The sequence below is a fragment of the Ruegeria sp. CG8 genome, from assembly GCF_056537165.1.
Map to the genome: position 1 here is coordinate 819,788 of NZ_JBQFRA010000001.1, position 20,066 is coordinate 839,853.

General features: G+C 60.7%; 20 protein-coding genes. 14 read left to right on the forward strand and 6 right to left on the reverse strand.

Annotated elements, in window-relative coordinates:
* The first annotated feature begins 289 nt into the window (after positions 1-289).
* From ACR0EF_RS04015 to ACR0EF_RS04035, 5 genes are all read left to right on the forward strand, one after another.
* Entirely contained in the window at positions 290-1,273 is a 984-nt protein-coding gene (locus ACR0EF_RS04015; RefSeq protein WP_170371261.1) for a glycosyltransferase family 2 protein, read from the forward strand.
* 5 nt (positions 1,274-1,278) lie between these two features.
* Positions 1,279-2,214, forward strand: coding sequence for a hypothetical protein (locus ACR0EF_RS04020; RefSeq protein WP_170371260.1), 936 nt, complete (start codon positions 1,279-1,281; stop codon positions 2,212-2,214).
* On the forward strand, positions 2,211-4,205 hold the full coding sequence (locus ACR0EF_RS04025) for a hypothetical protein (RefSeq protein WP_170371259.1): 1,995 nt from the start codon (positions 2,211-2,213) through the stop codon (positions 4,203-4,205). The genes ACR0EF_RS04020 and ACR0EF_RS04025 overlap by 4 nt, the downstream gene beginning before the upstream one ends.
* A gap of 164 nt (positions 4,206-4,369) precedes the next feature.
* Positions 4,370-5,374 carry a glycosyltransferase family 2 protein gene (locus tag ACR0EF_RS04030; protein ID WP_170371258.1) on the forward strand — a complete coding sequence of 335 codons (1,005 nt, stop codon included), beginning with the start codon at positions 4,370-4,372 and terminating at the stop codon, positions 5,372-5,374.
* Positions 5,374-6,357: a hypothetical protein gene (locus ACR0EF_RS04035; protein ID WP_170371257.1), complete on the forward strand. Its 984-nt coding sequence runs from the start codon at positions 5,374-5,376 to the stop codon at positions 6,355-6,357. Before ACR0EF_RS04030 ends, ACR0EF_RS04035 begins: the two co-directional genes overlap by 1 nt.
* An 18-nt stretch (positions 6,358-6,375) precedes the next feature.
* Here the strand turns inward: ACR0EF_RS04035 and ACR0EF_RS04040 are convergent, their stop codons facing one another.
* On the reverse strand, positions 6,376-6,678 hold the full coding sequence (locus ACR0EF_RS04040) for a DUF6476 family protein (protein WP_093961773.1): 303 nt from the start codon (positions 6,676-6,678) through the stop codon (positions 6,376-6,378).
* On the opposite strand from ACR0EF_RS04040, the gene ACR0EF_RS04045 reads away from it, so the two are divergent.
* Positions 6,677-7,720 carry an RluA family pseudouridine synthase gene (locus ACR0EF_RS04045; RefSeq protein WP_170371256.1) on the forward strand — a complete coding sequence of 348 codons (1,044 nt, stop codon included), beginning with the start codon at positions 6,677-6,679 and terminating at the stop codon, positions 7,718-7,720. The two genes, ACR0EF_RS04040 and ACR0EF_RS04045, sit on opposite strands and share 2 nt — an antisense overlap.
* Positions 7,721-7,844: 124 nt before the next feature.
* Positions 7,845-8,741, forward strand: a complete 897-nt coding sequence (gene rpoH, locus ACR0EF_RS04050) for an RNA polymerase sigma factor RpoH (RefSeq protein WP_170366919.1) — start codon at positions 7,845-7,847, stop codon at positions 8,739-8,741.
* 61 nt (positions 8,742-8,802) lie between these two features.
* Here the strand turns inward: rpoH and ACR0EF_RS04055 are convergent, their stop codons facing one another.
* Entirely contained in the window at positions 8,803-9,981 is a 1,179-nt protein-coding gene (locus ACR0EF_RS04055; protein WP_170371255.1) for a dipeptidase, read from the reverse strand.
* 147 nt (positions 9,982-10,128) lie between these two features.
* Here ACR0EF_RS04055 and ACR0EF_RS04060 point away from each other — a divergent pair, with 147 nt between their 5' ends.
* From ACR0EF_RS04060 to ACR0EF_RS04070, 3 genes are read left to right on the forward strand one after another with little or no spacing between them, the layout of a single operon-like run.
* Positions 10,129-11,103 carry a Gfo/Idh/MocA family protein gene (locus tag ACR0EF_RS04060; protein ID WP_170371254.1) on the forward strand — a complete coding sequence of 325 codons (975 nt, stop codon included), beginning with the start codon at positions 10,129-10,131 and terminating at the stop codon, positions 11,101-11,103.
* A gap of 57 nt (positions 11,104-11,160) precedes the next feature.
* A complete protein-coding gene (locus ACR0EF_RS04065; protein WP_093961778.1) occupies positions 11,161-11,430 on the forward strand; it encodes a DksA/TraR family C4-type zinc finger protein in 270 nt (89 codons plus the stop codon).
* On the forward strand, positions 11,427-12,314 hold the full coding sequence (locus ACR0EF_RS04070; RefSeq protein ID WP_170371253.1) for a DMT family transporter: 888 nt from the start codon (positions 11,427-11,429) through the stop codon (positions 12,312-12,314). The genes ACR0EF_RS04065 and ACR0EF_RS04070 overlap by 4 nt, the downstream gene beginning before the upstream one ends.
* An 18-nt stretch (positions 12,315-12,332) precedes the next feature.
* Here the strand turns inward: ACR0EF_RS04070 and ACR0EF_RS04075 are convergent, their stop codons facing one another.
* The 4 genes from ACR0EF_RS04075 to ACR0EF_RS04090 all read right to left on the reverse strand — a co-directional run bounded on the left by ACR0EF_RS04075 (position 12,333) and on the right by ACR0EF_RS04090 (position 15,724).
* The gene (locus ACR0EF_RS04075; protein ID WP_170371252.1) at positions 12,333-12,569 is read right to left on the reverse strand and encodes a hypothetical protein; all 237 of its coding nucleotides are present in this window, start codon (positions 12,567-12,569) and stop codon (positions 12,333-12,335) included.
* A complete protein-coding gene (locus tag ACR0EF_RS04080) occupies positions 12,566-14,386 on the reverse strand; it encodes a M3 family oligoendopeptidase (protein ID WP_170371251.1) in 1,821 nt (606 codons plus the stop codon). The genes ACR0EF_RS04075 and ACR0EF_RS04080 overlap by 4 nt, the downstream gene beginning before the upstream one ends.
* A 70-nt stretch (positions 14,387-14,456) precedes the next feature.
* Positions 14,457-15,434, reverse strand: a complete 978-nt coding sequence (locus tag ACR0EF_RS04085; protein ID WP_170371250.1) for an alpha/beta hydrolase — start codon at positions 15,432-15,434, stop codon at positions 14,457-14,459.
* Positions 15,434-15,724 carry an SCP2 sterol-binding domain-containing protein gene (locus ACR0EF_RS04090; protein ID WP_093961784.1) on the reverse strand — a complete coding sequence of 97 codons (291 nt, stop codon included), beginning with the start codon at positions 15,722-15,724 and terminating at the stop codon, positions 15,434-15,436. The genes ACR0EF_RS04085 and ACR0EF_RS04090 overlap by 1 nt, the downstream gene beginning before the upstream one ends.
* A gap of 29 nt (positions 15,725-15,753) precedes the next feature.
* Between ACR0EF_RS04090 and ACR0EF_RS04095 the strand changes: the two genes are divergently transcribed.
* From ACR0EF_RS04095 to fdxA, 4 genes are all read left to right on the forward strand, one after another.
* Positions 15,754-16,362 (forward strand): tetratricopeptide repeat protein, encoded by a 609-nt coding sequence (locus ACR0EF_RS04095; RefSeq protein ID WP_170371249.1) that lies wholly within the window; start codon positions 15,754-15,756, stop codon positions 16,360-16,362.
* Between the two features lie 20 nt (positions 16,363-16,382).
* On the forward strand, positions 16,383-19,184 hold the full coding sequence (locus ACR0EF_RS04100) for a helicase-related protein (RefSeq protein ID WP_170371248.1): 2,802 nt from the start codon (positions 16,383-16,385) through the stop codon (positions 19,182-19,184).
* Positions 19,185-19,190: 6 nt separating this feature from the next.
* A complete protein-coding gene (locus ACR0EF_RS04105) occupies positions 19,191-19,562 on the forward strand; it encodes an RNA-binding S4 domain-containing protein (RefSeq protein WP_170339096.1) in 372 nt (123 codons plus the stop codon).
* A 66-nt stretch (positions 19,563-19,628) separates the two neighbouring features.
* A complete protein-coding gene (gene fdxA / locus ACR0EF_RS04110) occupies positions 19,629-19,967 on the forward strand; it encodes a ferredoxin FdxA (RefSeq protein ID WP_170339660.1) in 339 nt (112 codons plus the stop codon).
* The last annotated feature ends 99 nt before the right edge of the window (positions 19,968-20,066 follow it).

A 20,066-nucleotide genomic window follows, 5' to 3' on the forward strand; every position in this document is an offset into this window, starting at 1 on the left:
AGGCCGGTCGCACGAGATTTGCGATGCAACCGGCGGAACTAGTTTGGTTTTTACTGTTCTCCTTTATGCCGTAACCCAAAATTCTGGGATTATTTGAGAGGGCAATCGACTCCAGATGGAACCTGTCGTCTGCTTCCGTGGTGCTAAGGGCGCTTGCGTCTGAAGGTCCGGTGCGCGTGTAGCGGTGCACCAGTCGGCGCAGACATTCCCTTGTACGGAATTCGACCCTCGCAGCATTGGTGCGCTTTGTGTAAGAAGAAGGTCAAATGCAGTTCGGGAACAGGCGTAAATGTCTCAGACCATTACCGTATTCACGACGATGAAAAACGAAGGCCCCTACATGCTGGAGTGGGTCGCTTTTCATCGGACTTTGGGCGTCGATCACTTTGTGATCTTCACCAATGACTGTGAGGACGGTACCGACAGAATTGCACAACGGCTTGAGCAGATGGGTTTGGCATCCCACGTCCCGAATGCTGTGCCTGAGGGTGGAAACCCCCAGCACCAGATGCTCCGGCGGGCACGGCGACATCCCAGGGTCAAAGAAGCCGACTGGCTGATGTGTCTTGATGTCGATGAGTTTTGGAACATCCGATGCGGCGACAACAGCTTCGCGGCCTTGATTGATGCCGTCGAACAGAAGGCAGGACAATCGGTGGACGCCATTTCGTTCGCATGGCGGTTGTTTGGGACGTCGGGCAATATCAGTTTTGACGACACGCCCGTGACACGGTCATTTTGCATGGCCGATCAGGAGTTTCCCTATCATTCGGGTCGCGCTTATGGTCTGAAAACGCTGTTTCGGAACAATGGCAAGTTCACTCGGTTCGGACCGCACAGACCCAAGGGCATTGAAGAGGGCAAAGAGGCCGAGGTCGCATGGTCGGACGCGGGCGGAAATCTGTTTTCGGCCGAGAAAGTCGGTTGGCGCGCCTGGCGGAATTTCGATCATTCCTTCGGACGGCTCCATCATTATTCTGTTCGATCTCTGGATGGCTTTCTTATCAAGCGGGACCGGGGGCGGACCAACCACGTAAAGGTGGATCAGGGGCAATCCTACTGGTCGGACATGAATGCTAACAAGGTTCAGGACACCTCGATCCAGCCGATCGCTCAGCGTGCAGCACCGTTGCTTGACGAACTCAAATCGGATCCCGAACTGCGCGAATTGCACGAACAGGCCTGCGATTGGCACCGCGCCAAGATAGCCGAGATCAAGATGCGCCCCGATTGGGTGGAGTTCCGGTCTTGGCTGGCCGACAATCTGGTGTGACGGCAATGGCGGACGATCTGACCAAAGCGCAGCTGCAACCTGACCACCCGGATCGGAACACCGGCTATGAACGCATTCTGACCGATCCGCCTCCGCCTTGGTTTGTCGAGATTTACCCCGGCGGGGACGGGACGGGGTTTCTGCAAAAGCTCGACCGCCATTCGGTTATCTTCCACCAGCGTGACCCGGCGCGGCTGGTCATCAGTTTTGACAATATTGCAAATGCCAATGACCTGTCCTTTGCCCGCGAGCCGTGGGGCTGGAAGTTTTTTCGGGACGAGGGGTGGTCCCATCTGGGCGTGATCGCCCGCACAAAGGCCTGGTATCGCGACCCCGAAATCATCGGGTATTTCGAGGACAAGGCGCGCGAGGGGTTTTTTGACAAGTTCGAACAGGTCGTGTTTGCCGGCGCGTCCATGGGAGGGTTCGCCGCGTTGACGTTCTCAGCACTGGTTCCGGGTGCGATCGTCATTGCTTTCAATCCTCAAACCACATTGGACGAGCGGCGGGTCCCTTGGGAAACTCGCTATCGGTTCGGCCGTGTCCAAGACTGGGATCTGCCGCTGAGTGACGCTGTCGAAACCGTTCAGGCCGCCGCTCGGGCCTATGTGTTTTACGACCCGTTCTTTGACTTGGACAGGCAACAGGTCAAACGGCTGCAGGGCGGCAATGTCGTTCTTCTCAAAACCTGGTTCGCCAACCACTTCGCCGCACCCATGCTGCGGAAACTCAATCTTTTGAAGCCGGTGATGCAGCAGGCGATGCGTGGGACCCTGGAGCCGTCCGAGTACTACAAGATGATGCGTGCCCGACGGAGACTGCCGATCTACATGCGCGGTATTGAAGCCGTGGGCGAAGAACGTCACCCAAAGCTGGTAATGGCCGCCCGCCAGCGGTTCCGGGCCATGCGCCGGGCTATGGCGGCAGGGGACGCGTCATGACGCCCAAACGGGGCGTGTTCATCGGCCAGCGCAAGGACCGCATGGGTGCCCGACTGCTGATGATGCTGACCTGCATACGCCTGGCCGAGGATTTCGGCGCGGATTATCGGGTCAACTGGTTTCCACCGGGGGCCGATGCCCCAGAACTGGACAACCCGGAAGAGCTGTTCGATTCCGAATGGATCAAATCTCACGTTCTGGATCAGAAAACCCACGATCGGCTGTCGAAGAATGCGCTGCCGGTCTGGAGCTTTTTGGGCGACGCGACGCCCGATCGGCTGATGGCGCATCTGGCCGCTGGCCGCTCGGTCTTGGTCGAAGAGGGATTCGAGGTTCTTGCCTTTCCTTGGGAGGATATTGAAGCGATCCGCCCGCGCTACCGCGAGTTCATTCACCGTATCGGGTTCACTCCGCAAATCCGGCACATCATGGAGCTTGCCGATGCAAGGCTCTCGGGGCAGGGCGTTTCTGCCTACCATATCCGGCGCGGTGACATCCTGAACGCGCTGCCCTGGAAGCACACCACCTGGCCGGCAAAGGTCGAGCCGGAAGAACTCTACGATATGCATCTTTCCAAGAGGCTGGACCGGCCCGCGATCATGTTCTCGGACCAGCCCGAGCTGATTGCGCGGTTTCAAAAGCGTTATCCGAACCTGATGCAGATGTCCGACATTGCGGACCTGTCTGGAATGACCCGAGCACAGCGCGACTTTCTCGAGCTTTTTGCCATGTCCCGGGCCGAACAGGTGATCGCTCCGTTCATCTCGGCCTTTTCCATGGCGGCTGCACGGATATCGGGGCAGCAAAGACTGGTATTCCGCGATGTCCTGACCGAGGCCGAATTGGACGAGGCGAACGAAACCGTCATCCGGCGCGTGGCGCAAGGCCCCGAGACTTTTCTGAACCCATCCGAGGCCGCCCATGTCTATGCCAAGGCAGCGCAATATCTGTGCGCCCAAGATCGGTGCCAAGAGGCTTTTGATCTGGGCCAGCCGATCCTCGATGCCGGGGCGGACAACGCTTTTCTGCCCCTGCTGCAGGCGTTGAACGCGTTCTATCTGGGCAAGTGGAAGGAAAGCGAGCAACTGGCCCGGGACGGGTTGGAAAACCCGCATCTTTGGCCCGAAGATCACGCGGTTCTGACCGCATTGCGGGGGGCCATTCTTGGCGCCAGAAAGAAACGCTGGGCTGCCGGGCGTCACTTTGCAAAAGCGTTTTGGGCCAAGCCGTTGCGACCCGATGTTGTGGTTTTGGGTTCGCGCATGCTGTACCGCGACCAACTGCCGGTTCGACTGTTTCCGCCCGTGGATTGGGCCCTGCAGCGCAGGCTGCGCCAACGTCGGTTTCCGCCGTTCAACAACCTGTACCTTGTCCAGCACAAGGTGATCGTGAGGGCGCCCTGCAATTTCGACATGATCCTGCTTGATTGGTCCGATCTTTCCCTGGACCAGCGCGCCAGGCGGCTGCAGGACAGCGGTCCGCGCCTGCAAGCTTTGTGGGCCGGGCTGACTGCGATCGACGACGTGCCGGAACAGGACCCCGCTGTGGAAAGCCTGTCATCGTTGCTGCAATGGCGCATGGGCGAGGTTGCCGTCGAGACGGCAATTGATGCCGCCCGGGACGTGGTTCTGCGGTGCCCCGACAACCCCCTGTACTACAAACGTCTTGCCGAGCTCTATGCGGATGCAGGTGACCGACGTCAGGCGCGATTGACTATGGCCGAGGCGCTGGCTTGTGACCCTGACAGCGCGTTTCTGGTTTTCGCGATGGGGCAACTCTTGGTGCGCATCGGCGCCGAAGAGCAGGCCGAGGCGCAGATCCTGCACGCGGCCGAGCTGGACAACATCACCGCCGCCATTCAAGGGGCCGCGGGTCAGATTTGCCTGAAGCGCGGCGAAAAACAGCGGGCGCAGGTGTTTCTGCAACGGGCCAAGGCGTTGTGTCCAACCTACAAACGTTTTTCCAACCAGCTCAAAAGGGCAGAGGGGTAACATGCGGGCCTTTCACGATATCCAGCACCATTCAGGGTCATCTGTGTGCAAACACGCCCAAGGTTTCGGCTTGGTCATCGCCTGCAATGGAATTATTCTGGCGGGCAAACACTGGTCTTGCGTGCCCGCGTCCGGCCTGCATGGCACCAAAAACTGAGGCAAAAATGGTCGATCAGTCCCCCCGCTTTGTCAGCGTTACCCCGATGAAGAACGAAGGCCCGTTCGTTCTGGAATGGGTCGCGCACAATCAGGCTATTGGCATCGACCAGATGGTCGTGATGACGAATGACTGCACGGACGGGTCGGATGCGCTGCTCGACCGGCTCGACCAGCGCGGGGTTCTGATCCATGTGGACAACAATTCCCGCCGCGCAACAAGCCCTCAGAAACGCGCGTACAAACGCTTTTTTCAGATGGACATCGCGGGGCCTGAAGACTGGGTGATCGTGATCGACGCCGACGAGCAGATCAATGTAAAGACGGGTGACAACACGCTGAAATCATTGGTTGATGCCGTGCCGGATGCCAAGATGATTTCAATGACCTGGCGGTTGTTCGGCAATGCCGGAGTGGTTCAATACGAAGACAGGTTCCTGTCCGACCAATTCCGCCGTGCTGCCCCCGAGCGAAAACCCAGACCGGCGCAGGCATGGGGATTGAAGACGATGTTCCAGCGGCACTTGTGGGATGTGATCGGTGTTCACCGCCCCAAACGTCCGACGGTCGACCGCATGGAAGACTGCCACTGGTACAATGGTTCGGGCCAGCCAATGCCCGAGCGGTATTTTACAAGCAGTTGGCGGTCGGCGCGGGACTCGGTCGGATATGACCTTGTGCAGCTCAACCACTACGCTCTGAAGTCCTGCGAGAGCTACTTGGTCAAGAAAGTGCGGGGACGGGCTCATCACACGGGCGACAGCCTGGGCTTGGAGTACTGGAACATCATGAACCAGAATGCGGTGGTCGAGACATCGGTCGATGCGATTGCCGCGCGCAAGCGGGACTGTTTCGACGACCTGATGTCGGACCCCGAAACGGCCCGGCTGCACCGCCAGTCCTGCGAATTGCACCGCAAACAGATATCGGAACTGCTGGGCACGTCCGAGATGCAGGAGTTGATGCATCAGATGACCGCGCAGGCCGATACCGTCACAAAAGGCGCAACCTGATGCTGTGGTTGCATTTGGGGATGCCGAAGACAGGGACGACGGCATTGCAGTCCTATCTGCGCAACAATGCGTCGGCCTTGTCGGATTCCGGGCTCAGATACATGGAGGCCGGACGTCGCAGACCGGAAGGGGACGATCGCCCCAAGGTCAGCCATAATCTGTTGGCGTTCCACATGAACCAGTCCGCAGAACCAATGGACAAGTACCGTGAGGCCGTTGCGCGCGAGTACGAGGCACATGGCAGCAAGGCCTGCCTGATGTCGTCGGAAATGTTCTATTCGGCCGATCTGGAACGGCTTGCGCAGCTCTTCACCGAGATACCCGCTCGCGAAATGCGTGTGGTATTCTATTGCCGCCGCTACTCCGATTTCTTTGAGGCGGACTACAAGCAGCGGGCTAAAAATGGCCGTTTGTCAGCCGACGGTTCAGCCTTGATTCGGGACCGGCTGGCGAAGATCAAGGCCGAGCCTCACTCGGTTTCTTTTTACGGCGCGGTTTCCCGAATCCGCAACGCGTTCCCGGGTGTAACGGTTGTGCCGGCACTCTATGACCGCGAGGAAATGTTGAATGGCAATATCGTCGATGACTTCCTGAACAGACTGGGTGTGTCGCGACCCGGAGGTGAGGTTGCCAGCGCGCCTGCCAATCCGACACTGTCCCGCGCCGCCAGTGAAGCCTTTGGCGTCGTCACGCGAGCCATCGGGCGCAAGCGCAGCCGCCAACTGCGTCGCCAAGTACCCAAAGAACCCATCATGTTCCGGCGCCATGACGTTCTGGAACCCGAGGAACGGGCATGGCTTGATACCTACTTGACCGAAGCCGACGAAGGATTTCGGGCTGAATTCTTTCCCGACCGGGACACTCTGTTCAAACCGGTCTGGCTGAGCCCGGACGAAGTCAGGTTTCGTCGTGATGCGCCGGACGAGATCGTTGCGTTCAAGCAGGCTGCAGAAATCGTGTTCAGAATGGCCTTGGGTGAATAGGCTGGCGGCGCCACAGGCCTAGTCAAGCGAGATCTGCTGCCGTTGCTTCCCGGTGGTCTTGTCGAAGATCAGGATGCGGTTGTCATCGGTCACCACGGCGAACCAGTTGTTTCCGATGGTCACGGCTTGGGCCTTTGCACCGTCCGGCAGTTCGATCTGATCGGGCAGGGTGGGGGTCCGGTCGGATAGACGGATGACAATCAAGGCGAATGTCACTAGAACCCCGCCAATCATCACCGCGGTCAGCAGCATGACCATGCGGCGCAGAAGGCGCAGTTGAGGCGTTTCCTGCGGTTCTTGGGGATCTGAAGGGACAGTCATGGGCACCCGGCAAATAGACTTCGTTATCGCGGACGCTCCGCCGCCCCGCCTTGATAAGGCGCTTTCGCGGGATATTCCAGCAGATGAAAACCTGTCGCGTACCCGGCTGGCCCGGCTGATCGAAGAGGGCTCGGTTCTGGTCGACGGCAAGGTCGTGCTCGACGCCAAAGCCAAAGTGCGGGAAGGCGCCGTTGTGTCCATAACCGTCTCCGAAGCGGACGAGAGTCACATCGGGGCCGAAAACATTCCTCTGGACATCGTGCACGAAGACGCCGATCTGATCGTGATCAACAAGCCCGCGGGCTTGGTCGTCCATCCGGCACCGGGATCACCCAACGGCACTTTGGTGAACGCCCTGCTGCACCACTGTGGCGAGGAATTGTCGGGGGTAGGCGGGGTCAAGCGGCCGGGCATCGTGCACCGGATCGACAAGGATACCAGCGGATTGCTGGTGGTTGCCAAATCGGACGCCGCCCACCATGGGCTGGCGGCCCAGTTCGAGGCGCACAGCGTCGAGCGCTACTATCGCGCGGTCTGCTATGGCGTTCCGGATGCCAATGATCCGCGGCTGCGCGGTGTCAAAGGCGTGAGTTTTGAGCCCGGCAACGTGATGCGCATCACAACGCAACTGGCCCGGCACAAGCACGACCGGCAGAAACAGGCGGTGCTTTTTCATGGCGGGCGCCATGCCGTGACGCGTGCGCGCGTCGTTGACGTGTTCGGACAACCCGGCGCGGTATCATTGATCGAGTGCTGGCTGGAAACCGGGCGCACCCACCAGATCCGGGTGCACATGGCACATACGGGCCACGGCTTGGTGGGCGACCCGGTCTATGGCGGCAAGCGCAAACTGTCAGCCCGGTCGTTTGATGCAGACGCTGCGGAGGCGGTGCGTGCGTTCCCGCGCCAAGCCCTGCACGCGGCTGTCCTGGGCTTTGTACATCCCGTCTCCGGCGAGGAAATGCGTTTTGAGGCAGCATTGCCGCAAGATATCGAGGCACTCATCTCGGTTCTGAAACAACCTGCAAAGTCTCGTGACTAAGACTTTCTTAGCTTTCCTTTATCGTTCCTTAATCCCAGACTGTTAACACCTGCTCTTGAATGGTCCTGAACGTGGCCCCATATCCATGTTAAGGGCGTAAACATTTGTCCAAGGGACGTGATACATGGCAAATTACAAAAATCTCCCCGTGCCTACGCCAGAAGGTGGGCTGAACCGGTATCTGCAGGAAATCCGCAAATTCCCGCTGCTGGAGCCGGAAGAGGAGTACATGCTGGCCAAACGTTGGGTCGAAGAGCAGGACACCGAAGCCGCGCACAAGATGGTGACATCGCATCTGCGACTGGCCGCCAAGATCGCCATGGGCTATCGCGGCTATGGTTTGCCGCAGGCCGAGGTGATCTCCGAGGCCAATGTGGGCCTGATGCAAGCCGTCAAGCGGTTCGATCCGGAAAAAGGCTTCCGTCTGGCGACCTATGCGATGTGGTGGATCCGCGCCTCGATCCAGGAATACATTCTGAGATCCTGGTCGCTGGTGAAACTGGGCACCACCTCGGCGCAGAAAAAGCTGTTCTTCAACCTGCGCAAGGCGAAAGCACGGATTGGCGCGTTGGAGGAGGGCGACCTGCACCCGGACAATGTCAAGCGGATCGCCAATGACTTGGGCGTGACCGAAGAAGAGGTCATCAGCATGAACCGCCGCATGTCGGGTGGGGATGCGTCGCTGAACGCCACGGTCGGGTCCGAGGGCGAAGGCACCATGCAGTGGCAGGACTGGCTGGAAGACGAAGATGCCGACCAGGCCGGCGACTATGAGGCCCGCGAAGAGCTTGAGGTGCGCCGCGAGTTGCTGACCGAGGCGCTGGACGTCCTGAACGACCGCGAAAAGGACATCCTGACCCAGCGCCGGTTGATGGATCAGCCCGTGACGCTCGAGGAACTGAGTACGCAGTACAATGTCAGCCGCGAACGCATCCGTCAGATCGAGGTGCGCGCCTTTGAAAAGCTGCAGAAAAAGATGCGTGAGTTGGCGCGTGAAAAGGGCATGCTGGCCAGCGCCTGATCACGGCAATCCGATGAACAAGCGGCCCGGGGAAACCCGGGCCGTTTTTATTCGCCACGTCCTACTGCAGCTGTTGGCGGAATACCCGTACCATGTTTTCGCCCATGACCTTGCGGATCTGCGCTTCGGTCAGGCCTTCGTCCAACAAGGCCGAGGTCAGCGCCGCCAGTTCCGACGTGTCGAATGCGGTCTCGACCGAGCCGTCATAGTCGGACCCCAGTGCCACATGATCTTCCCCGACCGTCTCGATGGCTGCCTTGATCATTTTGGCAATCCCCGCCGGGGCGATGTCGCCGCAAGTGACGTCGGCCCAGTATCCCATCCCGATGACACCGCCGGTCGCCGCGATTTCCTTCATCAGGTCATCGGGATAGTTGCGCTTGACCGGGCAGAACCCGTGAAGACCGCCATGGCTGACGATCAGCGGTTCGTCGGTCATGGCCAGCACGTCGCGCGCCACTTGCGGGCTGGAATGGGCCAGGTCGATCACCACCGGGCGCTTGGCCAATTCGGCCACCACCTGCCGCCCGAATTCGGTCAGGCCCGTGTTCCCGGTGCCGTGAAGCGAGCCGCCCAGTTCGTTGTCAAAGAAATGCTGAAGCCCGAACACCCTGTGGCCCGCCTCGAATATCGGGTCGAGATTGGCCAGATCGCCCTCCAGCGGATGGGCGCCTTCGATCCCCAGAATGCCACCCACGACCTGTTCGCCGCGCGCGCCGGCGTCGAGCACCGCATCCAGATCCGCGCGGGTCTTGATGACCTTGAGATGTCCGCTTGAGGCGGCCTCGAACCGGTGCAGTTTCTCGGCCTGATAAATCGCGCGTTCTTTCAAGCTGTCCCAGGTGCGCAGCGGCCAAAGCTGACCGATGGCCAGCAGGGTGATGTTGTCGAACGCCTCGGCCGAGTTTGCCTCGTAATTCTGCCCGGCCGGTGATTTGGTCACGGCGGTGAACACCTGCAGGGCCACGTTGCCTTCGATCAGCCGGGGAATATCCACCTGGCCGCGGGTTCCGCGCTCGGTCAGGTCGCGGCTCCACAACAGCGGATCGGCGTGCAGGTCGCCCACGATCAGGGTTTCGTGCAGGGCAGCGGCAGTGTCGGACACCGGATATGGGTCGTGGTCGATCACGTTGTTGCGCGCGTTTTCGACATATGGCGGCACTACCACGAAAAATATCACGGCCCCGATGACGACCACAGCCGCCGTGAGGCCTGCCAGCCATTTCAGAAATCTTCTCACGTTAGTCCCTCCCGTTTGTCATGTGCAGATTACGGGTGTCCCGCGCACAGAAAAGCCTGACTTGGCGTCGCTTGGCTGATACAGAAGGCGCAACAGATGTTGGCGCAAACATTTCAGCGCGGAACATGGTCAAATACGGAGGAAACCATGCACAATCCGGTTCAATGGGGCATTCTGGGGGCGGCGAAATTCGCACGCCAGTTCATGGGTCCAGCGATCCATGCGGCCTCGGGCGCGCGTTTGTCTGCTTTGGCGACTTCGGATCCGGCGAAAGCCGGTCCATTCCAGGACTTCTGCCCGGACCTTACGGTCTTTGACGACTATGACGCGCTACTGGCTTCGCCCGAAATCGAGGCGGTCTATATCCCTCTGCCGAACCACCTGCATGTGGAATGGAGTCTGAAAGCGCTGGACGCTGGCAAGCACGTTCTGTGTGAAAAGCCGATGACCATGCGCGCCGAGGAGTTCGACGCTCTGATCCACAAGCGCGACCAGACCGGGCTGCTGGCGGCCGAGGCCTATATGATCGTGCACCACCCGCAGTGGCAGCATGTGCGCGACCTGATCGCCGACGGCGCCATCGGTGATCTGGTGCACGTCACGGGCGCATTCAGCTTCGACAACAGAGCCGACACCGGCAATATCCGCAACCGCGCCGAAACCGGCGGGGGCGGGCTGCGCGACATCGGCGTCTATGTCATCGGGTCGGCCCGTTTTGCGACGGGGCAGGAACCGGACGCCGTGCAATCGGCCATCCGCTGGGAGGATGGCATCGACGCGTTCACGGAAATACGTGCGCAATTTCCGGGCTTTACCTATTCAGCTTACGTCTCGATCCGCATGCATCCGCATCAGGAAATGGTCTTTCACGGCGAACGCGGCCTGATCCGCCTGACCGCGCCGTTCAACGCGCGAGTGTTTGGCGAGGCCCGGGTCGAGCTGCATCGCCCGGGGCTTGAGGTTCTGGTGCGGCGTTTCCCGGCCGACGATCACTACAAGCTGCAGGTCGAGGCGTTTTGCCGGTCCGTTCGCGCGGGCGACGAATACCCGTGTCCGCTCGAATTCTCGCGCGGGACGCAGGCGATGATCGACCGGGTGTTCGACGGCGCAACACCGCTCTGACTTGCGTGATCAGCCGCCCCGCGCCTAAACTGGTGAGCACCTGAACAGGAGGGGGCCATGGCCGGAGGCTGGGCGCGCGACGGCGCTGTAAGTGAACAGATCGAGGCTTCGATTTCAGACGAGCTGGCACGGATGCAGGCGAAAAAGCGTCCGGTCGGTGAAAGCCTGACCCATTGTGCAGAGTGCGAAGAACCGATCCCCGAGAAGCGCCGACTGGCGATCCCCGGGGTCAAGCTGTGTCTGGATTGCCAGCAAGAGCGTGATGGTGCTTTCAAGGCCCGCGGCGGTATCAATCGGCGCGGCTCCAAGGACAGCCAGCTCAAGTGAAGGGGCCCGGCAAAGACGGCGGTTCCTTTTCTCAGAGTGGTCTGTTTCTTGGGTTCCTCGCCGCATTTCTTTGGGGCACGCACAGCGTCATCGTGCGTTACTTGACTGGAGATCTAGGTGGCATGCAAATTGCCACAAGCAGGCTGTTCATAGCTGCTTTGGCCATCTATGGCATGTTGCGTGCGATGAATGCGCCGGTTTCCGTCCAGTTCCGGGATTGGAACTTCCGTCTTGCCGTGTTGGCGACCGTCATCAACTATATTCTGTTCCATATTGGGCTTGAACACACCGGTGCAGGCAGCGCGATGGTGTTGGAAAATACCGCGCCGTTCTTTGTTTTGGTTTTCTTGTATTTCTTCGCCGACACCCCTGTTGGAATAACCGATGTTCTGGCGACCCTTCTGGCCATCTTCGGAGTTATTCTTACGGTTTTCCGCGATTTCGAAGGCGGCGGGGACCCGGTTCTGGGGGATATGATGGAAATTGGGGCCGGGGTCAGCTGGGCGGTGTTCCTGATCGCCAGCAGCCGGGCCATGCGCGCGTCGAAATCGACGGCCGAGCGTCTGAATTTCCTGTTTGGTGTGTTCCTGTGCTCGGCCGTAATTCTACTTCCGCTGTCCGTTTTTGCGCTGCGGATGCCATCCGGCAGCGATTTGGTGTTTTTGATTTTGCTGGGCGTTTTCCCGACTGCGCTGGCCTATTACCTTTGGTACGAGGCCGCCGCGCGTGTAACGACGTTGACCGCGACCCTTTTGTTCGCCACCTCGGTGGTGTTCACCTTCGTCAATTCGGCAATTTTTCTGGGGGCACCGATCACGCCAATGGCTGCGATTGGGGCGGGATTGATCGTATTCGCGGTGTTCCTCACGACCAGAAAAAACTAGGCGACAGCCGGAACAGGGTTACCGGCGGCGCCACCAGCGTCGCAGCAGGTTGACGTCCATGGCGGCAACCATGATGCCCAAGGGGATCATCCAAAACCCCAGAACAGGAAGGAAACCGAAGACGCCGGCGACGACCAACAAAAGTCCCACGACAAACCGCAGCCCCCGCGGGACATTGCGGCGGATCCGGGCGAGGACAGGGCGCAGGCGGTCCTTGATGGCCCGCCAGCGCCCCTTGTCGGTTGGGTCTGTCACCCCTCCAGGGCCTCCAGTTCGTCGATCATTCCCGAGATCATCGACAGGCCCTTATCCCAGAATTTCGGGTCGCTGGCATCCAACCCGAACGGGGCCAGCAGCTCTTTGTGGTGCTTGGAGCCGCCCGCGCGGAGCATCTCGAAGTACTTTTCCTCGAACCCGTCCGCGCCGCTTTCATAGACCGAGTAGAGCGCGTTCACCAACCCGTCGCCGAAAGCATAGGCGTAGACATAGAAGGGCGAATGAACAAAGTGCGGGATATAGGCCCAGAAGGTCTCGTACCCGTCCATGAATTCAAACGCCGGGCCAAGGCTTTCGGCCTGAACGCTCATCCACAAGGCATTGATGTCGTCCGGCGTCAGTTCGCCCTCGCGGCGTGCGGCGTGCAGCTTGCATTCAAAGTCGTAGAAGGCGATCTGGCGGATCACCGTGTTGATCATGTCCTCGACCTTGCCGGCCAGCAGAACCTTGCGCTGCTCGGGCGTTTCGGCCTGATCCAGCATCTTGCGGAAGGTCAGCATCTCGCCGAAGACGCTGGCAGTTTCGGCCAGCGTCAGGGGGGTCGAGGACAGCATCTCGCCCTGACCGGCGGCCAACACCTGGTGCACGCCGTGGCCCAACTCGTGCGCAAGCGTCATCACGTCGCGCGGTTTGCCCAGATAGTTGAGCATCACGTAAGGATGCACATCGGTCACGGTGGGGTGCGCAAAGGCGCCCGGAGCCTTGCCCGGTTTCACCGCCGCGTCGATCCAGCCTTTCGAAAAGAACGGTGCTGCAATCTCCGCCATGCGGGGATCGAAAGCGGCATAAGCCTCCATCACGGTCTTCTCGGCGTCCTCCCACGACACGGTGCGGGTGTCTTCCATCGGCAGCGGCGCGTTGCGGTCCCAGACCTGCATCACATCCAGACCCAACCATTTGCGCTTGAGCTCGTAGTACCGGTGGCTGAGCTTGGGGTAGGCGGCCACGACCGCCTCGCGTAGGGCTTCGACCACCTCGGGTTCGACATCGTTCGCCAGGTGCCGCGCGGTCTGCGGGGTCGGCATCTTGCGCCAGCGATCGATGATTTCTTTTTCCTTGGCCTGCGTGTTGTGGACGCGGGCAAAGGTTTTGACGTTGTCTTGGAACACGCGGGCCAGTTCGCGGGCCGCGGCCTCGCGTTTGGACCGGTCCTGTTCGGTCAGCAGGTTCAGGGTGCCTTCGATGTTCAGCTCGTCGCCGTTTACGGTAAAGGTCAGCCCGGCGATGGTTTCGTCGAACAGCCGTTCCCACGCGTCGCCGACCACCCCCAGATCATGCAGGAATTTCTCCAGTTCGTCCGACAGTTGATAGGGCTTCATCGCGCGGATGCGGCGGAAGACGGGCTCGTACCGGGCCAGGTCCGCGTTGGCCTTGAAATGGGTGGCCAGCACGTCATCGTCGATGCGGTTGATCTCGAGCGTGAAGAACACCAGCGGCGTGGTGAACAGCGTGACCTTTTCCTGCATGTCCGACAGGAACTTGGCGCGCTCGGCATCCGTGGTCAGCTGGTAATATCGCAGTCCGGCAAAAGACATGATGCGCCCGGCGATGGCGTTGATCTTTTCGTTGCGCTGGACACAGTTCAGCAGACCCTGAGCGTCAAGATCGGCCAGCTTGCCTTCGTAATCGGCGGCAAAAGCCGCGCATTCCTGCTCCAACCACTCAAGGTCGCGGGTCAGTTCCGGCGCGTCCTGCCCCTTGTACAGATCGTCCAGGTTCCATTCCGGCAGGTTGCCAAGGTTGTCGGCGCCGCCACCGGCATTTGCGTCTCGGACGGGGAAGGGAAGCTCGTGCATGGAACACCTCTATTGTCTGCGTCGGATCACATCTAGGCGCAGGGCGCGCGGATCACAAGCAGCCGAGGTGTCAGCGCGTCATCGCAAGTTCGGGTGTCTGACCGTTGGCGGCGGCCGAGAAATGCGCGGCCATCTCCTCGAATACGGGGCCGCGGACCTCGGGCGGTTCCATCATCACCTCGTGTTCGCCGTCAGGGATCTCGACCAACCGGCCGCTGGGCCAATTCGCCATCCGCGCCCGGATCGCCTTGCGGTCCACGATCTGCTCGTGGCTGCCAAGATAGGTCAGACAGGGAATGTCGGGGGCGGTCTGCGCCATCAGCCAGGAGCATTCGTCCAGTGCCTCGCGTAGCCAGATGGTCGACGGCGCACCCAGGGCCAGTTCGGGATGCGCTTTCAACTGATCCTGCATCATCCGGTACATTCCGGCGTCGCGGGTCAGCGCGTTGCCCTCGAAAGGCTGGATCAGAACATAGCTTTCCAGTGACGTGGTCGGGGGCGTCTTTTCGCCCAGCCCGATCCGCGGCCCCCAATAGGCGGTCAGACGGCTGAGCGGTTTCATGAGTGGGGTGAAGAAAATGCCCCACATCGGACCGGTGAAGGCACAAGAGGCAAACAGGCCGGTTTCCAGAACCGCGCGCATCCCGATCGCGCCGCCCATCGAATGGCCGATCACGTGCCAGGGTTTCGGCAGGCCAAGCTGCTCGGCCAGTTTCAGTGTTTCGCGCACGTCCTGCTGATAGTCGGTAAACTTGTCCACATGGCCAACGCGCGGATCTTCCAGCAATCTGTCAGCCAGACCCTGTCCGCGCCAATCCACGGCCAGTACAGCAAAGCCGCGTTGTACGAACTCACCCGCTGCATTGCCATATTTTTCAATATATTCCGTGCGGCCGGGAAAGATCATCACCGTCCCGGTCGCCTCACCTTCGGGGCGCCAATGGCCCACGCGAATGCGTGTGCCGTCGCTTGTGGTCAACCAGTGCGCGGCGCCGCCGGCGGGACCGCCGGCCACATCTTCAAAGAACGGGGCCGGCGACAAATCCATCAGGCCAGCACCGAGGCAAGCTTCATGGCAACACCCATGTCGCCGTCGACGCTCAGCTTGCCGGCCATGAACGCGCCCGTGGGGTTCAGCTCACCGCTGAGGATTTGCTCGAACGTTTCCGCGTCGGCGCTCAGGGTGACTTCGGCGTCTTCGTCGCTGACCCGAGCACCGTTTTCATCCAACACGATCGAGCCGAGGTCGGCGATGGCGAATTTCGCCGACGAATCGAAATCGCCACCCGACAGTTTTTCGTTCAGCGCGGCTGCCGCTTTTTCAAGAGTGTCGCTCATGGTCTTCCTCATTTGTTAGTGCGCCGTGAATGGACATCCGCGGTCGCAACGCTACACTGGTCATTGTTATGAGCATTGCAATCAACAATCTCAAAGGTACCGTTGCGGCATTTGCCCTCCTAGTCATGTATTCCACCACTGGGATTGCGCAACAGGCCGATTTGCGGGACGAAGCCGAGCTGCTGCGGCAGCTTGCCGAAGCGTCGCCCGAGCAGGCAGCCGGTCTGGATCGGCAACTTCAGTCGCTGTGGTCGCAATCAGGGTCTGCCTCGGCTGATCTGCTGCTTGAGCGCGGACGCGAAGCACTGGACGAGGGCAATGTCGAAGCCGCGTTGGACCATCTGACGGCACTGACGGACCATGCGCCCGATTTCGCAGAAGGTTGGCATGTGCGCGCCTCCGTGTTTTTTGGGCTGGAGCGGTTCGGCATGGCGGCTGCCGATCTTGAGCACGCGCTTGCGTTGAACCCTAACAATTACGAAGCCATCTACGGGCTTGGCCTGATCTTTGAGGTGCTGGGTCAGCCCGAACAGGCCTATGACGCCTATTCCCGCGCGCTGGCTATACATCCCCATCACGAAGAAGTAACCAATGCCGTGAATCGGCTGAAACCGCAGATTGCGGGCAAGGCGCTTTAAGGTCCGGGCAGGGGGCAAAGGTGAACGGGGCATCCCGAATCGTGGCCGTACTTGGCCCGACCAACACAGGCAAAACCCACTATGCCATCGAACGCATGCTGGGGCACCGGACCGGTGTCATCGGCCTGCCGCTGCGGCTGCTTGCGCGCGAGGTCTATGACAAGATCGTCGCCATCCGCGGCCCCTCGGTGGTGGCCCTGGTGACGGGCGAGGAACGCATCGTTCCGCCGCGCACGCAATATTGGGTCTGCACGGTCGAGGCGATGCCCGAGGGAATGGGCACCGATTTCGTGGCCATCGACGAAATCCAGCTGTGCGCCGACCCCGAGCGCGGTCATGTCTTTACCGACCGGCTGCTGCGTATGCGTGGGACGCACGAGACACTTTTTCTGGGTGCCGACACGATGCGCGGCCCGATCGCGGCGCTGGTGCCGCAGGCGCAGTTCGCCCGGCGCGAGCGGATGTCGCAACTGGTCTACACCGGGTCCAAGAAGATCAGCCGCATGCCCCCGCGCAGTGCCATCGTCGGGTTCTCGGTCGAGAACGTCTATGCCATTGCCGAGCTTCTGCGGCGGCAAAAGGGTGGGGCGGCCGTGGTCATGGGCGCGCTCAGCCCGCGCACGCGGAATGCGCAGGTCGAGCTGTACCAGAATGGCGAGGTCGACTATCTGGTGGCCACCGACGCCATCGGCATGGGGCTGAACCTCGATGTGAACCACGTCGCGTTTTCGTCCCTGTCCAAATTCGATGGCCGGCGCATGCGGCCGCTGGCTCCGAACGAACTGGCCCAGATCGCCGGGCGCGCCGGGCGCGGCATGTCGGATGGCACCTTCGGCGTGACCGGTGAAGCATCGCCGCTGGACGAAGGCGTGGCGCAGGCCATCATGGACAGCCGGTTCACGCCGATGAAAAAGCTGAACTGGCGAAATGCCGCCTTGCGGTTCGGCTCGGTCGATGCGCTGATCGACTCGCTCGAGGCCAGCCCGGACAACGAGCATTTGGTCAAAGCCCGGCCCGCAGACGACCTGAACGCGCTCAAGTCGCTGGCCCAAGTGCCCGAGGTTGCGGCCCGTGCCAGCGATGGTCCGTCGATCCGCCTGTTGTGGGATGTTTGCCGAATCCCCGATTTTCGGGGGATCAGCCATGCGGAACATGCCAGCCTGCTCGAATCGATCTTCGGACATCTGCACGAACGCGGCACGATCCCCGAGGATTTTCTGGCGCGCCAGATCCGCCGGATCGACAGAACCGACGGCGATATTGATGCACTGTCCAAAAGGTTGGCATATATTCGCACGTGGACATATGTTGCGCAACGAAACGGCTGGGTGCGCGACGAATCCCATTGGCGCGCGGAAACCCGCGCTGTAGAAGACAGGGTGTCAGACGCTTTGCATGAACGTCTGACGCAAAGATTTGTGGACCGGCGTACATCTGTTCTGCTGCGCCGGCTCAAACAGAAGGAGGCCCTTTTGGCCGAAGTGAATGACAAGGGTGAAGTGACCGTCGAAGGCGAATTCGTCGGTCGTTTGGAAGGGTTCCGGTTCATCCCGGACAAAAGCGCGCAGGGAACCGAGGCGAAAGCGCTCAAATCGGCCTCACTGCAAGCACTCGCGCCGCAATTCCATCTGCGTGCCGATCGCTTCTACAATGCGCCCGATACCGAAATTGATTTTACCGATCAGGGTGGTCTGATGTGGGGCGAATATGCCGTGGGCAAACTGGTTGCCGGGGCCGAACCGCTCAAGCCGATGGTCGAAGTGTTCGTGGACGAGGCCGCAGGGCCGGAGGTTGAGCAGAAGGTGCAGCGCCGCCTGCAACACTTCATTGACCGCAAGATCGCGGCGCTGTTCGAGCCCCTGCTGAACCTGTCGCGCGACGAAGAATTGACCGGGCTGGCCAAGGGATTTGCCTTCCGCATGGTCGAGGCGTTGGGCATCCTGCCACGCGCCGGAGTCGCACAAGAGGTCAAGGACCTGGACCAGGACGCCCGTGGCGCGCTGCGCAAGCACGGCATCCGGTTCGGCCAGTTCACCATCTTCATGCCACTCTTGCTGAAACCTGCCCCGACGCGCCTGCGTCTGGTGTTGTGGGCCCTGGCAAATGGACTTCAGGAGTTTCCCGAAGCGCCGCCGCCGGGCTTGGTGACGGTGCCCGTCGCCAAGGGCGCGCCCGAGGGCTATGACACCATGTGCGGCTACCGCAATGCGGGCGAGCGTTCGATCCGTATCGACATGTTGGAGCGTCTGGCCGACATGCTGCGCGCCGAAGACAGCCGGGGCGGTTTCGAAGCCAAGGCGGACATGTTGTCGATCACCGGCATGACGCTGGAACAGTTCGCCGACCTGATGCAGGGGCTGGGCTACAAGGCCGAGCGCGGTGAACGGACCAAGATCAAGCCGGCTCAGCCGACCGAGCAACCACCGGCGGCAACTGCTGAAGCTCCGACCGAGACCGCCGAAGCAGAGGCGCAGTCGGATGTGGCCGTCGCCGCCGAGGCGCCAGCCGAGGCTACCGACAGCACTGAGGTTGAAGCCGAGGCCACGGCCGCAGACCCGGCATCGGACGAACCCGAAGTCGAGGTGTTCTACACCTTTACCTGGGGTCGTCAGGCCAACCGGGGGCCACGTGGTGACCAACGGCAGGGTCGGGGCAAACCGGGCGGGAAGCCTCGGGATGGTCGCGGCAAGCCGCAGGGCAAAAAGGGTGGCAAGCCGCAAGGGGCCAAGACCTTCTCGTCCCGGCCGCCCAAAAAGGAAAAGGCGATTGATCCCGACAACCCGTTTGCCGCTGCGCTGATGGGTCTGAAGGACGGCAACTGATCGCTGATGGCCGACGCACCGGCCAAGCTGCGGATCGACAAGTGGCTGTGGCATGCGCGGTTTTTCAAGACCCGCAGCCTGGCCGCCAAACAGGTCAGCGGCGGGCATGTGCGCATCAACGGCGACCGGGCCCAGAAGCCGGCGCAAACCGTCGGGCCCGGTGATGTTCTGACTTTCGCTCAGGGGCGGGTTATTCGCGTGGTTCAGGTCGAAATCCTGGGCGCGCGACGCGGCCCGGCGACCGAGGCGCGGACGCTGTACACGGATTTGACTGAAGAGAAGGATAATCCGCCACAAAATCCGGGTTTCGAAGGAAAAGGTCGTCCGACCAAGAAGGATCGGCGCGCGCTTGATCTTTCTCGCACCCCCAAGGGCTGATCTTCTCTTGAAGATGGGGGCAGACTGAATTAGCTAGTCGCCCAAACCTCTGACGGGAATTGGACCATGACCTACGTTGTCACCGAGAACTGTATCGCCTGCAAATACACCGACTGCGTCGAGGTATGCCCGGTGGATTGCTTCTATGAAGGTGAAAATACCCTGGTCATCCATCCGGATGAATGCATCGATTGCGGCGTGTGCGAGCCGGAATGCCCGGCGGACGCCATTCGCCCGGATACCGAACCGGGGATGGAGCAGTGGGTCGAATTCAACCGCAAATATGCCGAACAATGGCCGGTTATCGTAACCAAGAAAGACCCGCTTCCGGGCGCCGAGGAGCGCGACGGTGAAGAGGGCAAGATGGAGAAATACTTCTCCGAAACCCCGGGCGAAGGCGGCTGAGCGATTCGGGTCGCAAAACCCGAAAGACCGCCGTAAGTTTTGGCCCTAATGCGCTGAAAACCTTCACAGATTCCGATCCGAAGGCCCCGTCCGCTTTCA

What these genes read in the sequence shown, in the direction of transcription:
- ACR0EF_RS04015 (WP_170371261.1), top strand. Translation starts at nt 290, where the DNA reads ATGTCTCAGACCATTACCGTATTCACGACGATGAAAAACGAAGGCCCC.
- ACR0EF_RS04020 (WP_170371260.1), top strand. Translation starts at nt 1,279, where the DNA reads ATGGCGGACGATCTGACCAAAGCGCAGCTGCAACCTGACCACCCGGAT.
- ACR0EF_RS04025 (WP_170371259.1), top strand. Translation starts at nt 2,211, where the DNA reads ATGACGCCCAAACGGGGCGTGTTCATCGGCCAGCGCAAGGACCGCATG.
- ACR0EF_RS04030 (WP_170371258.1), top strand. Translation starts at nt 4,370, where the DNA reads ATGGTCGATCAGTCCCCCCGCTTTGTCAGCGTTACCCCGATGAAGAAC.
- ACR0EF_RS04035 (WP_170371257.1), top strand. Translation starts at nt 5,374, where the DNA reads ATGCTGTGGTTGCATTTGGGGATGCCGAAGACAGGGACGACGGCATTG.
- ACR0EF_RS04045 (WP_170371256.1), top strand. Translation starts at nt 6,677, where the DNA reads ATGGGCACCCGGCAAATAGACTTCGTTATCGCGGACGCTCCGCCGCCC.
- ACR0EF_RS04040 (WP_093961773.1), bottom strand. Translation starts at nt 6,678, where the DNA reads ATGACTGTCCCTTCAGATCCCCAAGAACCGCAGGAAACGCCTCAACTG.
- rpoH (WP_170366919.1), top strand. Translation starts at nt 7,845, where the DNA reads ATGGCAAATTACAAAAATCTCCCCGTGCCTACGCCAGAAGGTGGGCTG.
- ACR0EF_RS04060 (WP_170371254.1), top strand. Translation starts at nt 10,129, where the DNA reads ATGCACAATCCGGTTCAATGGGGCATTCTGGGGGCGGCGAAATTCGCA.
- ACR0EF_RS04065 (WP_093961778.1), top strand. Translation starts at nt 11,161, where the DNA reads ATGGCCGGAGGCTGGGCGCGCGACGGCGCTGTAAGTGAACAGATCGAG.
- ACR0EF_RS04080 (WP_170371251.1), bottom strand. Translation starts at nt 14,386, where the DNA reads ATGCACGAGCTTCCCTTCCCCGTCCGAGACGCAAATGCCGGTGGCGGC.
- ACR0EF_RS04085 (WP_170371250.1), bottom strand. Translation starts at nt 15,434, where the DNA reads ATGGATTTGTCGCCGGCCCCGTTCTTTGAAGATGTGGCCGGCGGTCCC.
- ACR0EF_RS04090 (WP_093961784.1), bottom strand. Translation starts at nt 15,724, where the DNA reads ATGAGCGACACTCTTGAAAAAGCGGCAGCCGCGCTGAACGAAAAACTG.
- ACR0EF_RS04095 (WP_170371249.1), top strand. Translation starts at nt 15,754, where the DNA reads ATGGACATCCGCGGTCGCAACGCTACACTGGTCATTGTTATGAGCATT.
- ACR0EF_RS04105 (WP_170339096.1), top strand. Translation starts at nt 19,191, where the DNA reads ATGGCCGACGCACCGGCCAAGCTGCGGATCGACAAGTGGCTGTGGCAT.
- fdxA (WP_170339660.1), top strand. Translation starts at nt 19,629, where the DNA reads ATGACCTACGTTGTCACCGAGAACTGTATCGCCTGCAAATACACCGAC.